This window comes from Streptomyces sp. SCL15-4, from assembly GCF_033366695.1.
GTDB lineage: Bacteria > Actinomycetota > Actinomycetes > Streptomycetales > Streptomycetaceae > Streptomyces.
The window spans coordinates 5409437-5422819 of sequence record NZ_JAOBTQ010000001.1 but is presented as its reverse complement, the minus strand read 5'-3'; the positions used below and the strand labels follow the sequence as shown (position 1 = coordinate 5422819).

15 protein-coding genes and 1 pseudogene are annotated in these 13383 nt (G+C 73.2%); 8 read left to right on the top strand and 8 right to left on the bottom strand.

Annotation, left to right across the window (positions count from 1 at the left end):
* Window positions 1-58 precede the first annotated feature (58 nt).
* Both SCK26_RS24295 and rbsD read left to right on the top strand, forming a co-directional pair.
* Window positions 59-961: a ribokinase gene (locus SCK26_RS24295; protein ID WP_318203436.1), complete on the top strand. Its 903-nt coding sequence runs from the start codon at window positions 59-61 to the stop codon at window positions 959-961.
* The gene (gene rbsD, locus SCK26_RS24290) at window positions 958-1347 is read left to right on the top strand and encodes a D-ribose pyranase (RefSeq protein WP_318203435.1); all 390 of its coding nucleotides are present in this window, start codon (window positions 958-960) and stop codon (window positions 1345-1347) included. Before SCK26_RS24295 ends, rbsD begins: the two co-directional genes overlap by 4 nt.
* A 56-nt stretch (window positions 1348-1403) precedes the next feature.
* Here rbsD and SCK26_RS24285 read toward each other — a convergent pair whose 3' ends face one another.
* The gene (locus SCK26_RS24285) at window positions 1404-1928 is read right to left on the bottom strand and encodes a GNAT family N-acetyltransferase (RefSeq protein ID WP_318206079.1); all 525 of its coding nucleotides are present in this window, start codon (window positions 1926-1928) and stop codon (window positions 1404-1406) included.
* A 42-nt stretch (window positions 1929-1970) separates the two neighbouring features.
* Entirely contained in the window at window positions 1971-2276 is a 306-nt protein-coding gene (locus SCK26_RS24280; protein WP_318203434.1) for a hypothetical protein, read from the bottom strand.
* A 328-nt stretch (window positions 2277-2604) separates the two neighbouring features.
* Here SCK26_RS24280 and SCK26_RS24275 point away from each other — a divergent pair, with 328 nt between their 5' ends.
* Together SCK26_RS24275 and SCK26_RS24270 are read left to right on the top strand one after the other, a co-directional pair.
* A complete protein-coding gene (locus SCK26_RS24275) occupies window positions 2605-3429 on the top strand; it encodes a helix-turn-helix transcriptional regulator (RefSeq protein ID WP_318203433.1) in 825 nt (274 codons plus the stop codon).
* Window positions 3416-3637, top strand: coding sequence for a DUF397 domain-containing protein (locus SCK26_RS24270; RefSeq protein WP_318203432.1), 222 nt, complete (start codon window positions 3416-3418; stop codon window positions 3635-3637). Before SCK26_RS24275 ends, SCK26_RS24270 begins: the two co-directional genes overlap by 14 nt.
* A 2-nt stretch (window positions 3638-3639) precedes the next feature.
* On the opposite strand, the gene SCK26_RS24265 is transcribed toward SCK26_RS24270, so the two are convergent.
* Entirely contained in the window at window positions 3640-4551 is a 912-nt protein-coding gene (locus SCK26_RS24265; RefSeq protein WP_318203431.1) for an SDR family oxidoreductase, read from the bottom strand.
* Window positions 4552-4665: 114 nt separating this feature from the next.
* Between SCK26_RS24265 and SCK26_RS24260 the strand changes: the two genes are divergently transcribed.
* Complete coding sequence (locus SCK26_RS24260) at window positions 4666-5229, top strand: TetR family transcriptional regulator (protein ID WP_318203430.1); 564 nt, start codon at window positions 4666-4668, stop codon at window positions 5227-5229.
* A 60-nt stretch (window positions 5230-5289) separates the two neighbouring features.
* Here the strand turns inward: SCK26_RS24260 and SCK26_RS24255 are convergent.
* The 4 genes and pseudogenes from SCK26_RS24255 to SCK26_RS24240 form a co-directional block, all read right to left on the bottom strand.
* Window positions 5290-5403 (bottom strand): annotated as a pseudogene (locus SCK26_RS24255) (SDR family oxidoreductase); the annotation flags it as partial.
* Between the two features lie 18 nt (window positions 5404-5421).
* Window positions 5422-6255, bottom strand: a complete 834-nt coding sequence (locus SCK26_RS24250; protein WP_318203429.1) for a sugar phosphate isomerase/epimerase family protein — start codon at window positions 6253-6255, stop codon at window positions 5422-5424.
* Complete coding sequence (locus SCK26_RS24245; RefSeq protein ID WP_318203428.1) at window positions 6252-7403, bottom strand: dihydrodipicolinate synthase family protein; 1152 nt, start codon at window positions 7401-7403, stop codon at window positions 6252-6254. Before SCK26_RS24245 ends, SCK26_RS24250 begins: the two co-directional genes overlap by 4 nt.
* Window positions 7400-8551 carry a Gfo/Idh/MocA family oxidoreductase gene (locus SCK26_RS24240; protein ID WP_318203427.1) on the bottom strand — a complete coding sequence of 384 codons (1152 nt, stop codon included), beginning with the start codon at window positions 8549-8551 and terminating at the stop codon, window positions 7400-7402. Before SCK26_RS24240 ends, SCK26_RS24245 begins: the two co-directional genes overlap by 4 nt.
* A gap of 214 nt (window positions 8552-8765) precedes the next feature.
* Between SCK26_RS24240 and SCK26_RS24235 the strand changes: the two genes are divergently transcribed.
* From SCK26_RS24235 to SCK26_RS24225, 3 genes are all read left to right on the top strand, one after another.
* Complete coding sequence (locus SCK26_RS24235) at window positions 8766-9827, top strand: LacI family DNA-binding transcriptional regulator (protein ID WP_318203426.1); 1062 nt, start codon at window positions 8766-8768, stop codon at window positions 9825-9827.
* A gap of 31 nt (window positions 9828-9858) precedes the next feature.
* A complete protein-coding gene (locus tag SCK26_RS24230; RefSeq protein WP_318203425.1) occupies window positions 9859-10659 on the top strand; it encodes a sugar phosphate isomerase/epimerase family protein in 801 nt (266 codons plus the stop codon).
* 125 nt (window positions 10660-10784) lie between these two features.
* Window positions 10785-12032 carry an MFS transporter gene (locus tag SCK26_RS24225; RefSeq protein WP_318203424.1) on the top strand — a complete coding sequence of 416 codons (1248 nt, stop codon included), beginning with the start codon at window positions 10785-10787 and terminating at the stop codon, window positions 12030-12032.
* Between the two features lie 45 nt (window positions 12033-12077).
* Here the strand turns inward: SCK26_RS24225 and aroA are convergent, their stop codons facing one another.
* Window positions 12078-13313, bottom strand: coding sequence for a 3-phosphoshikimate 1-carboxyvinyltransferase (aroA, locus tag SCK26_RS24220; RefSeq protein WP_318203423.1), 1236 nt, complete (start codon window positions 13311-13313; stop codon window positions 12078-12080).
* Window positions 13314-13383: the final 70 nt, after the last annotated feature.

The window sequence follows — 13383 nt, the reverse complement described above, 5'->3', positions numbered from 1 at the left end:
GGCCCCGGGAAGCTTCCGGGGCCGCCCGCCTCGGGTCATCTCTCAGGGGAGTCAACTGATGTACGACTACGACCTGCTGGTCGTGGGTTCGGCCAACGCGGACCTGGTGATCGGCGTCGAGCGGCGGCCGGCCGCGGGTGAGACGGTGCTCGGCGGCGATCTCGCCGTGCATCCGGGCGGCAAGGGCGCCAACCAGGCCGTCGCGGCGGCCCGTCTGGAGGCTCGTACGGCCCTGCTGGCGCGGGTCGGCGACGACGGCCACGGCCGGCTGCTGCTGGAGTCGCTGCGCGCGGCCGGAGTGGACACGGCGGGCGTGCTGGCCGGCGGCGCGCCGACGGGCGTGGCGCTGATCACCGTGGACCCGGACGGGGACAACAGCATCGTGGTGTCGCCGGGTGCCAACGCGCGGCTGCGGCCGGAGGACGTGCGGGCGGCCGGCGGCCTGTTCCGGGCGTCCCGGGTGGTGTCGGCGCAGCTGGAGATCCCGTTGGAGACGGTCGTGGAGGTGGTGCGGAGCCTGGCGCCGGGCAGCCGGTTCGTGCTGAACCCGTCCCCGCCGCGCGAGCTGCCCGCCGAGGTGCTGGCGGCCTGTGATCCGCTGATCGTCAACGAGCACGAGGCCCGGGTGATCCTCGGTGACGCGCGGGCCGGCGACGACCCCGCCGGCTGGGCGCGGCTGCTGCTGGCCGAGGGGCCGCGCTCGGTGGTGGTCACGCTGGGCGCGCGCGGGGCGCTGGTGTGCGACGGCTCGGGGACGGCCCTGGTGCCGTCGGTGAAGGTGGACGCGGTGGACACGACCGGCGCGGGCGACGCGTTCACCGCCGCGCTGGCCTGGCGGCTGGGCGCGGGGGCGACGTTGGCTCAGGCGGCGGCGTACGCGGCCCGGGTGGGCGCGGCGGCGGTGACGCGGCGGGGCGCGCAGGAGTCGTACCCGACGGCGGCGGAGGTCGAGGCGCTGTGAAGAAGGCGGGCATCCTCAACCGTCATCTGGCCGGTGCGCTGGCCGAACTCGGTCACGGGCACGAGGTGCTGGTGTGTGACGCCGGCATGCCGATACCCGACGGGCCCCGGGTCGTGGACCTGGCGTTCCGGGCCGGCGTGCCGTCCTTCGCCGACGTCCTGGACGGCCTGCTGGCCGAGCTGGTGGTGGAGGGCGCGACGGCGGCGGAGGAGGTCCGGGAGGCCAATCCGGAGGCGGCGGCCCTGCTCACGGACCGCTTTCCCGGCCTGGCCCACGTCCCGCACGAGCGCCTGAAGGAACTGTCGGCCGGGGCCCGGCTGATCGTCCGCACGGGCGAGGCCCGCCCGTACGCGAACGTGCTGCTGCGGTGCGGGGTGTTCTTCTAGGGACGTGCGGCGCGGACGGCGCGTCTGCCGGGATCGTCCCGGCCGGAGGCGTTCCGTCAGCCGGCGGCCGACGACGCCTCGAACACCCGGACCCGCCGGCCGCCGGCGGGGCTCACGGTCTCACGCACCAGGCGCATCCCCAGCTTGGCCGTGATGCGTTCGGAGGCGTCGTTGCCCACTTGCACGATGCTGACGATCCGCTCCAGCCCCCGTTCCTCGAACCCGAACCGCACAGCGGCCGCGGCGGCCTCGGTGGCCAGGCCCTGACCCCAGTGGGACCGTCCCAGCCGCCAGCCGACCTCGACCGCCGGCAGGACCTCCGGCAGGAAGTCGGGCACCGAAAGGCCGGTGAACCCGGCCAGCTCGCCGGTGGCCCGGATCTCCACGGCGAACAGGCCGTAGCCCCGGGACTCCCATTCGCTCTCCCACGCCCGGATCCTGCCGCGCGTCTGCTGTTCGTCAAGGACGCCGCCGTCACGGATCCACCGCATGACCTCGGGGTCTGCGTTGACGGCGGCCATGGGCCCGACGTCTTCCTCGCGCCAGCGACGCAGGATCAGACGGGACGTCTCCAGCGTGATCACGCAGGTCATTCTGGATCACGAACAGGCGCCCCGCCATCCTCAACGAGCGCTCGGCAGCCGTGCTCCCCGGCTCTCCGCGACCCGCTTGACCTCCCGCAGGGACTCGGTGAGCCGCCGGGCCAGGTAGCGCAGTTCGCGGTCCGTGAGGCGGTCCTCGGCGAGGAGTTCGGCCGCGTGGTCGAGCAGGTCGCCGGCCATCCCGAGCTGCACGCTCTCGACCTGGTCCGCGAGCCGGGACACGTATCCCGTGCCGTCGCCCAGCACATAACAGGGCTTGCCCTCGTCACCGGTCCACGGGAGCAGGCGTCCGTCCGCCGGCGGGTCGTCGTACGTCCGGCCGTTCATGCGCAGGTCTCCACCGGGTGGAGATACGGGCGGACGAGCGGGCTGTCCTCGCCGCGCAAGGGAGCCTCGCCCCTGCGGTACGTCGTGGGTCCGCCGACGTACGGGCACGAGTACGGGGACACGTCCGGGTACGGCGGGGGCGCGACCGGCCTGCGGCGCCGACGCGACGGCCTGACCAACCGGGCCAGGAGACGACTCATGCCGACCTGCTTTCTCACCTGCGGTGACTGCGGTGTGTGCTGATTTCCTCACAGACTGGGGTCGGTTGTGGCTACGCTGCCAGGGGCGGGGGGTTGACATTGCGCCTGTCACCAAGGGAGTTGGCCGGATGAGCGTTGTCCGCAGGCCGAAGACGCCGCGCGAGAAGTACGGGGAGGAGCTGAGGCTGCGGCGCATCGCGGCCGGACTCACGCAGGAGCAACTGAGCGAGATCGTGGTCTGCTCGCCCACGTTGGTCAGCCACTGGGAGGCGGGAAGAAGGCTTCCCAAGCCGGATGACGCCCGTCGGATCGACCAGGCGCTGGGGACGGACGGGTTCTTCGAGCGGTGGCTGCAGGACTTGGAGTCGAAATACACCGATCACTTCGCCGCAGTTGCGGAGCTGGAGCGACAGGCGTCACTGATCCAGCAGTTCGCGCTGACGCTGGTCCCCGGAACGCTCCAGACCGACGAGTACGCAGGTGCCCTCTTCCGCGCCTATTGGCCCAACTACACGGCCGAGGAGCTTGACGAATTCATCGTCATCCGAACGAAACGCCGCCGGATCCTCGACGGACCCGCCCATCCGGTCGTCTGGACGCTGCTCGACGAGTCCGTACTTCGACGCCGTGTAGGCGGCCCACACGTCATGGCCAAGCAGTTGCACGGCATTGCCGACTTGGCCGAGGCCGGTCGGCTACGGCTGCATGTTCTGCCCTACGAGGTGGGAGCACATGCGCTTATGCAGAGTCTGCTCACTCTCATGGCCTTTGATGACTCCGCCCCTGTGGCCTACGTAGAGGGCTTCCAGAGCGGGAACCTGATGGATGATCCCGCGCTGGTGAGCGGCTGCCAGACCGCCTACGCTCTGGCCCTGAGCGACGCGTTGTCGCAACAGGAGTCACTGACCCTCGTCAGGGCGGCAGCAGAGGAACATGCGCATGGTCAGCAGTGAGCACACCGTCCCCGACTCGTCCAGCCTCACCGGCTGGTACAAGTCCAGCTACAGCGGCGGTGATCAGGGTGAGTGCCTCGAAGTCGCCCGCGGCCACGCTCACGTACCCGTCCGCGACAGCAAAGCCGTCGCCGGACCCGCCGTCCTCTTCTCGGCGAACGGCTGGGTCTCGTTCGTGAACGCCGTCAAGGACGGCCGCCTGGGCTGACGTCAGGACGCCGGGCCCGCCAGGTAATCTCCGTGCTCCAGGTCCTGGAGCAGGGTCGGGTGGGTGGGCGTCCAGCCGAGCAGTTCCCGCGTGTGAGCGCTGGAGACGGGACCGTCGAAGCCGTAGGCGGTGGCCATGAACGGGCTCACGAAGTGGCCGGCGGCCTCGGCCGGAGTGAGCGAGGCCGTGGGCAGGTCCAGGCCCCGGGCGATCGTCTCCGCGATGCTCTTCAGGGTGACGCCGCTTTCGGCCGCTCCGTGCAGCACGCTGCCCGCAGGCGCCTTCTCCAGTGCGAGGCGGAACAGGACCGCCGCGTCGAGCCGGTGTACGGCGGGCCATCGGTTGGTGCCGTCGCCGACGTAGGCCGACACGCCGGTCTTCCGGGCGGTGGCGATGAGCATGGGGATGAACCCGTGGTCGTCGGGACCGTGGACGGTCGGAGCGAGGCGGACCACGCTCGCGCGCACGCCCCGGGCGGCGAAGTCCAGGCACGCTCGTTCACCGGCGATGCGGAAGGCCGCGATCCCGGCCGTGTCGGGCTCGTCCAGCTCGGTGCTCTCCCGGCCGGCGGGCATGACCAGGGTGCCGGAGGTGACGACGAACGGCTTGCCCGAGTGTTCCAGCGGCCGGCCGAGCGTCTCGATCGCGGTGCGGTCGCGCCGCGTCATGCCGTCCAGGTCGGAGAAGTCACCACCGTAGGCCATGTGTAGGACGGCGTCGGCGGCCGCGGCACCGCTGCGCAGACTGTCGAGGTCGTCCAGCGAGCCGTGGTGCGGTGTGGCTCCCAGTGATTCCAGCCGCGCGGCGGCGGCGTCCGAGCGCGCCAGGCCGGTGACCTTGTGGCCGGCCGCGACGAGTTCGGCGACGACCGTTGGACCGGTCTGGCCGGTACCGCCGGTGACGAAGACATGCATGACACCCTCCCGCTTAACGCCAGTGACTGACACTATCTACCGCTGGACTCTAGGTAGCGTCAGTGACTGACGTCAAGAAGCGCCAGCAACTGACACTTCCGGTATCCTCGAGGAATGCCACGGAGCGGAGCAGAAGCGCGCCGCCGCCTTCAGCAGGCGGCCCTGGAGCTGTACCGGGAACGCGGGTTCGACCAGACCACCACGGCCGAGATCGCCGCCCGGGCCGGTGTCAACGAGCGCACGTTCTTCCGGCACTTCCCGGACAAGCGCGAGGTGCTCTTCGACGGAGAAGCCGACCTCCGCGCCGCGCTGACGCACGAGGTCGCCGGCGCACCCGACGGCCTGCGGCCGCTCGACGTACTGCTCCGCGCCTTCCGGAAAGCCGGACGGACCCTGGAGGACAACCGCCCGTTCGCCGAACCGCGACTGAAGATCATCGCGGTGACACCGGCGCTCCGCGAACGCGACCTGGCCAAGGCCGCGTCGCTCACCGAAGCGCTGGCGGAGGCGCTGCGGCGGCGCGGAGTCCCGGACCGGCTGGCCGGCCTGGCGGCCCACACCGGCTGGGCCGCCTTCCACCAGGCGGCCGGAGCCTGGATCGACGACCCCTCACAGAGCCTGGACGCGCATCTCGTCCGAGCCTTCGACGACCTGCGCGCCCTTTCCGCGACCGGATAGAAGCACTGCCGCGCGCACCGGAGGCGCGATGTCCTCCGGTGCGCGCGGCAGGTGTTCCGTTCAGGCGTTGTAGCCGCCGTGGGCGTCCAGCACCGCGCCCGTGGCGTACGACGCGGCGGGGCTCGCCAGGAAGGCGATCGCCGCGGCGATCTCGTCGGGATGCCCCATGCGGCGTGCCGGTCAGGCCACTCGTCAGATCACGTGCGCGAGGAAGCGTTCGGCCGTCTCCGCCAGCACCTCCCGTCCGTCCCTCGCCCACAACTCCTCGTTGAACAGCTCCACTTCGATGGGACCGGTGTAACCGGCCGCCTCCACGTAGCCCTTCCACTCGCGCATGTCGATCGCGCCGTCGCCGATCTGGCCCCGGCCGTTGAGGACGCCCGCGGGCAACGGCGTGGTCCAGTCGGCGAGCTGGAAGGTGTGGATGCGGCCCGCCGCGCCCGCGCGGGCGATCTGGGCGGGAGCCTGGTCGTCCCACCAGATGTGGTACGTGTCGACGGTGACGCCCACCTGGTCCGCCGGGAAGCGTTCCGCCAGGTCCAGGGCCTGCGCGAGCGTGGAGACCACGCAGCGGTCGGCGGCGTACATGGGATGCAGGGGCTCGATGGCGAGGCGTACGCCGCGGTCGGCCGCGTAGGGCGCGAGGACGGCCAGCGCGTCGGCGATGCGTTCGCGGGCGCCGTGCAGGTCCTTGCTGAACAGCGGGAGGCCGCCGGAGACCAGGACCAGGGTGTCCGTGCCGAGCGCGGCGGCCTCCTCGACGGCCGCGTGGTTGTCGCCCAGCGCCTCGGCCCGCTCGACCGGGTCGGTCGCCGTGAGGAAGCCGCCCCGGCACAGCGTCGTCACCGTCAGGCCCGCGTCGCGGACCAGCTTGGCGGTCGCCTCCACGCCGTACGCCTGGACCGGCTCCCGCCACAGGCCCACGTGGGTGATGCCCAGCCGGGCGCAGGCGTCGACCAGTTCGGGGATCGACAGTTGTTTCACGGTCATCTGGTTGATGGAGAAGCGGGCGAGGGCGGGGTTCATCGGGTCACTCCGTACAGCGACAGCAGGATCCTCATGCGTTCCTCGGCCAGTTTGGGGTCGGGGAACAGGCCCAGGGTGTCGGCCAGTTCGTAGGCGCGGGCGAGGTGCGGGAGGGAGCGGGCCGACTGGAGGCCGCCGACCATCGCGAAGTGGTCCTGGTGGCCCGCGAGCCAGGCGAGGAGGACCACGCCGGTCTTGTAGAAGCGGGTCGGAGGCCGGAAGAGGTGCCGGGACAGCTCCACCGTGGGATCGAGGAGGGCGCGGAAGCCCGGCACGTCACCGGTGTCCAGGACCCGTACCGCCTGCGCCGCCAGCGGGCCGAGCGGGTCGAAGACGCCGAGCAGGGCGTGGCTGAAGCCCTGCTCGTCGCCCGCGATCAGCTCGGGATAGTTGAAGTCGTCGCCGGTGTAGCAGCGCACGCCGTGCGGCAGCCGCCGCCTCAGGTCGACCTCGCGGCCGGCGTCCAGCAGGGAGATCTTGACGCCGTCGACCTTGTCCGGGTGGGCGGCGACGACCTCCAGGAAGGTGCCGGTGGCCGCGTCCAGGTCGGACGAGCCCCAGTAGCCCTCCAGGGCCGGGTCGAACATCGGGCCGAGCCAGTGCAGGATCACCGGCTCGGCGGCCTGGCGCAGCAGGTGGCCGTAGATCTCCAGGTAGTCCTCGGGGCCGCGGGCGGCGGCGGCCAGGGCGCGGGAGGCCATGACGATGGCCTGGGCGCCCGCCTCCTCGACCACGGCGAGCTGTTCCTCGTAGGCCGCGCGGATCTCGGCGAGGCTGCCGGCGGCGAGCTGGTCGGTGCCGACGCCGCAGGCGATCCGGCCGCCGACGGCGCGGGCCTCGGCCGCGCTGCGCCGGATCAGCTCGGCCGCGCCCGCCCAGTCCAGGCCCATGCCGCGCTGGGCGGTGTCCATCGCCTCGGCGACGCCGAGCCCGTGGGACCACAGGTGGCGGCGGAAGGCGAGGGTGGCATCCCAGTCGACGGCGGCGGGCGAGTCGGGCGTGGTGTCGGCGAACGGGTCGGCGACGACATGAGCCGCCGAGAAGACCGTACGGGAGGTGAAAGGCGTGCCGCCGGAGAAGGCGAGCGGCTCGGTGCGGGGCTCGTAGGCGCGCAGGGTGCCGTCGGCGGCGGGGAGGTGGAGGGTCATAGCGAGATCTCCGGGACGTCGATGCGGCGGCCCTCGGCGGAGGACCTCAGACCCAGTTCGGCGAGCTGCACGCCACGGGCGCCGGCCAGCAGGTCCCAGTGGTAGGGGGCGTCGGCGTAGACGTGCTTGAGGAACAGCTCCCACTGGGCCTTGAAGCCGTTGTCGAACTCGGCGTTGTCGGGCACCTCCTGCCACTGGTCGCGGAAGACCTCGGTGGCGGGGATGTCCGGGTTCCACACCGGCTTGGGCGTGGCGCTGCGGTGCTGGACGCGGCAGGTGCGCAGCCCGGCCACGGCGGAGCCTTCCGTGCCGTCGACCTGGAACTCCACCAGTTCGTCGCGGTGGACGCGCACGGCCCAGGAGGAGTTGATCTGGGCGACGGCGCCGCCCTCCAGCTCGAAGACGCCGTAGGCGGCGTCGTCGGCGGTGGCGTCGTAGGGCTTGCCCTGTTCGTCCCAGCGCTGCGGGATGTGGGTGGTGGCCAGCGCCTGCACGGACTTCACCCGGCCGAACAGCTCGTGCAGCACGTACTCCCAGTGCGGGAACATGTCGACGACGATGCCGCCGCCGTCCTCGGCGCGGTAGTTCCAGGAGGGGCGCTGGGCGGGCTGCCAGTCGCCCTCGAAGACCCAGTAGCCGAACTCGCCGCGCACGGAGAGGATGCGGCCGAAGAAGCCGCCGTCGATGAGCCGCTTCAGCTTCAGCAGGCCCGGCAGGAAGATCTTGTCCTGGACGACGCCGTGCCGGATGCCCTTGTCGTGGGCGAGGCGGGCCAGCCGCAGCGCGCCGTCCAGGCCGGTGGCGGTGGGCTTCTCGGTGTAGACGTGCTTCCCGGCCGCGATCGCCTTGGCGATGGCCTCCTCGCGGGCGGAGGTGACCTGGGAGTCGAAGTAGATGTCGACGGACGGGTCGGCGAGGACGGCGTCCAGGTCGGTGGAGACGTGGTCGAGGCCGTGCCGGCCGGCGATCTCCCGCAGGGCGTGCTCACGGCGGCCGAGCAGGATCGGCTCGGGCCACAGCACGGTGCCGTCGCCGAGATCGAGGCCGCCCTGGTCGCGCAGGGCGAGGATGGACCGGACGAGGTGCTGGCGGTAGCCCATGCGCCCGGTCACGCCGTTCATGGCGATTCGCACCGTCTTGCGTGTCACGTGAGTCCCTTTCGTGGGCCGGTGTAGCAAGCGCTTTCTATCGGATGAGAAGCTAGCCTCTGGACGTGGTCCGTACAAGACCGTGTTCCCCGCCGAGTTGTTCGAGCGGGCGAACAACCCGGGTGCCGTGGCCTTAAGGTCGGGTCGGAACCAGGACGCCGTCCTGGCTGTCCACGAGGGTGTACGACACGACGCGTGACCGGAGGACGACGAGATGACCGTGACCCTGGCGGACGTGGCGGCCCGCGCCCAGGTCTCCCCCGCGACGGTGTCGCGCGTACTGAACGGCAACTACCCGGTCGCCGCCGCTACCCGGGAACGGGTGCTGCGGGCGGTGGACGAACTCGACTACGTCCTCAACGGCCCGGCCAGCGCGCTCGCCGCGGCCACCTCCGACCTGGTCGGCATCCTCGTCAACGACATCGCCGACCCCTTCTTCGGCATCATGGCGAGCGCGATACAGGGCGAGATCGGCGGGCCGGGCGGGCGCGCGGGCGGGGAGCGGCTGGCGGTCGTCTGCAACACCGGCGGGTCGGCCGAGCGCGAGCTGACGTATCTGACGCTGCTCCAGCGGCAGCGGGCGGCGGCCGTGGTGCTGACCGGCGGGGCCGTGGAGGACGTGCCGCACGCGGCGGCGGTGGCGGCGAAGCTGCGGAAGCTGGCGGACGCCGGGACGCGGGTGGTGCTGTGCGGGCGGCCGCCGGCGCCGGACACCGACGCCATCGCGCTCACCTTCGACAACCGGGGCGGCGCCCGCGCGCTGACCGCCCATCTGCTCGGCCTCGGCCACCGCCGGCTGGGCTACATCGCCGGGCCCGGGGACCGTACGACCACCCGGCACCGCCTGGAGGGCCACCGTGCCGCGCTCGCGGCGGCGGACGTCGCGGACGACCCGCACCGCACGGTGTACGGCCGCTACGACCGCCGGTCCGGCTACGAGGCCACGCTGGAGCTGCTGCGCCGCGACCCGTCCCTGACGGCGATCGTGGCCGCGAACGACTCCGTCGCGCTCGGCGCGTGCGCCGCGCTGCGCGAGTCCGGGCTGCGCGTCCCCGAGGACGTCTCGGTCGCCGGCTTCGACGACCTCCCGTTCAGCCTCGACGCGGTCCCGTCCCTGACGACGGTCCGCCTGCCCCTGTCGGAGGCGGGCGCCCGGGCGGGCCGCATCGCCATGGGCCGCGAGGAGGCCCCGCCCGGCGGGATCGCGTCCATCCGGGGAGAGTTGATGGTGCGGGGGTCCACGGGAGTGCCGCGGGCTTCCCGAGGCGGCGCATGACACCGGTGGTCAGCGGGTAGGCGGCGACCTCATGAAGCTGGCGTTCTCCACTCTCGGTGTCCCCGGGCTGCCCCTCCCGGACGTTCTCTCGCTCGCGACCGCGCACGGATATCACGGGGTCGAGTTGCGGGCCCATCCGGAGGAACCGGTGCATCCGGGACTCGGTCCCGCCGAGCGCGCGGAGGTGGCCGCGCTGTTCCGGAGCGCCGGAGTGGAGGTGGTGGGGCTGGCCGGGTACGTCCGGGTGGCCGCGCCGGGCGAGGACGGGCCCGTGCTGGCGGAGATCCGGGAGCTGCTGCGGCTGGCCCACGACCTCGGCGCGCCCTTCGTCCGGGTCTTCCCGGGCGCCGACGCGGAGCGGCCCCGCGAGGAGTCCGACGCGATCGCCGCGCGGCGGCTCGGTGCCGCCGCCGAGGACGCGGCCGCGCTCGGCGTGCGCATCCTGCTGGAGACCCACGACTCGCACCGCACCGGCGCCGAGGCGATCCGCGTCCTCGGCCCGGTCGGGCACCGGCACGTGGGCGCCCTCTGGGACGTGCTGCACACCTGGCTGGGCGGCGAGCAGCCGGCCGACAGCTACGCGGCCCTCGCTCCGCACCTCGGCTATGTCCAGGTCAAGGACGTCGCCTCGGCCGAGGACAGCACGCCGGTGCCGCTCGGCGCCGGAGTGCTGCCGCTCGCCGAGTGCGTGGACGTGCTGTCCCGGCGGGACTGGGACGGCTGGCTGTGCTGGGAGTACGAGAAGCGCTGGCACGAGTCGGCCGCGCCGCTCGCGGGACTGCTGGGCGACGGGCGGGAGTACCTGGCGCGGCTGCTGGGAGAGGCCGCCTGAGCGGGGACCTGGCGCGTTGCCGGCGGGAGGCCGCCTGAGCGGGGATATTCGCTGGCGGGTGCGGCGGGGTGCGGTTAACCTCCCTCGGTGACACCGCTGCCGGGGCCGTGCGCCCGCCTCCGTTCATGAGCCTCGCCCGCTCCCTCCTCGACATACGACCGCTGCGCGCCTCGCCCGTCTTCCGGCGGCTGCTGATCGGGCGGACCGTGTCCGTGCTCGGCGGGTTCATGACCATGGTGACGGTCATGTACCAGGTGTGGGACCGGACCCACAGCACCGCCTGGACCGGCGCCGTGGGACTCGCGCAGGCGCTGCCGCTGGCCGGGTTCGGGCTGTTCGCCGGGGCCTGGGCGGACCGGGCCGACCGGCGGCGGGTGTTCCTCCTGGCCACCGTCGGCCAGGCGGTCTGCTCGCTCGCGCTCGCCGTGCAGGGCTTCACCGGACACGTCCCGGTGGCCGTGGTGCTGCTGCTGGTCGCCGTGCAGTCCGCGTTCGGCGCGCTCGGCGCCCCGGCCGCCGGCGTGTTCGTGCCGCGCCTGCTGCCCAAGGACCAGGTGGCCGCGGGGCTCGCGCTGCAACAGGTCGCCTGGCAGTCGATGATGCTGGCCGGGCCCGCGCTGGCCGGGGTGCTGCTGGGCTGGTTCGGCATAGGGGTCTGCTATCTGCTGGACGCCCTGAGCTTCGGCCTCGCCTTCTACGGCGCCTTCGGGCTGCCGCCGCTGCCGCCCGAGGGCGCGCCCGCCCGGCCGGGGCTGCGCGGGGCGCTGGACGGGCTGCGGTTCCTGGCCGGGCACCGGGTGGTGCGCGGTGCGCTGATCACCGACCTGGCCGCCACCGTGCTGTCGTTCCCGGTGAGCCTGTTCCCGCTCGTCAACGCCGAACGGTTCGGCGACGACCCGCGCACCCTCGGGCTGTTCCTGTCGGCGCTGGCGGTGGGCGGGGTCACGGCGACCGCGCTGTCCGGCTCGCTGACCCGGCTCGCCCGGCCCGGCCCGGTGATGCTGTGCGCGTCCGCCGCCTGGGGCGCGGCGCTGGTCCTGTTCGGCCTGTCCACCAACGCCTGGCTGGGCCTGGCGCTGCTGGTGCTGGCCGGTGCCGCGGACGCCACGGCGGTGGTCTCCCGGACCACGATCGTGCAGACCCGCACCCCGGACGCGCTGCTCGGCCGGGTCACCGCGGCGGAGCAGATCGTCGGCCAGGCGGGCCCGAACCTGGGCAACGTGCGCGGCGGCCTGCTCGCCGGCTGGACCTCCGGCACCACCGCGCTGGTGACCGGCGGGGTGCTGTGCGTGCTGGCGGTCGCCGGAGTCGCCACGACCACTCCCGAACTCCGCGACCGGAAGGCACCCGCCGCCGAGCCGGCCGCACCGTGAGCGGTCCGGGGCCGGCGGTCGCGCGCGACCGGTGACCGGCCGCCGTCAGCCGGCGGCGGGCAGCGCCGCGAACGCCTCGTGAAAACCGGGGAACGTCTTGCGGACGCAGCCGGGGTCGTCGTACGTCAGTCCGGGCGTGCGCAGGCCGGTCACGGCGAAGGACATCACGATGCGGTGGTCGCCGTAGGTCCTGATCTCCACTCCGGGCGCCGGGACGCAGGGCCGGATCTCGATCCAGTCCGCGCCGGTGGCCACCTCGGCGCCGAGCCGCCGCAGGTTGTCCGCGCACGCCTCCAGGCGGTCGCACTCCTTCACCCGGGTGTTGCCGACGTCCTCGATGCGCACCGGTCCGGAGGCGAACGGCGCGATCGCGGCCAGCGTCGGCATGGTGTCGGAGATGTCCCGCATGTTCACCGTGAGCCCGCGCAGCTCGCCGGTGCCGCGCACGGTCGTACGGTCCCCGGTGGTCTCCACCTCGGCGCCCATCCGGCGCAGCACCTCCACGAAGCGCAGATCGCCCTGGAGGGCGCCGGTGCCGAGGCCGGGCACGGTGATCTCGCGGCCCGGGGTGAGCGCGGCGGCGGCGAAGAAGTAGCTCGCGGTGGAGGCGTCCGGCTCGACGGCGTAGGTGGTGGCGCGGTAGCCGCCGGGCGGCACGTCGTACACCGGGCCGTCCCGGACCACGTCCACGCCGAACGCCCGCATCATCGCGAGGGTGATCTCCACGTACGGCGCGGACACCAGGCCGGTGACCCGGATCCGCAGTCCGGTGCGGGTGAGCGGGCCGAGCAGCAGCAGCGCGGTCAGGTACTGGGAGGACTGGCCGGCGTCCAGCACGACCTCGCCGCCCTCGACGCCGGCGGCGCGGACGGTGAGCGGGTGGTGGCCCTCGGCGTCCTCGTGCCGCAGGTCCACGCCGAGGTCGCGCAGGGCGCGGGTGAGCGGGCCGAGGGGACGGCGGCGCATCTGCGCGGAGGCGTCGAAGCGGAAGGTGCCGTGGCCGGCGGCGGCCAGGGTGGGCAGGAAGCGGGCGGTGGTGGCGCCGTCACGGCAGTAGACGTCGGCCTCCGCGGCGGCGGGGCCCTGCGGGCGGCCCTCGATCCGCCAGGCCCGCGGAGCGCGTCCGACCCGGTAGCCGAGCCGGGTCAGGCCCTCGGCGAAGCCCTCGGTGTCGTCGGAGCGCAGGGGCCGCAGCAGCGTGCTGACGCCGTCGGCCGCGGCGGCGAGGAAGAGCGCGCGGGCGGTGATGGACTTGGAACCGGGAATCTCGACTGCGGGCATGGCCGCATGATGACGGCTCGTCCGGCGCGCGGCCCGGTCCGTCCAGAGGCTGGACGCGCCCCGGGAATCC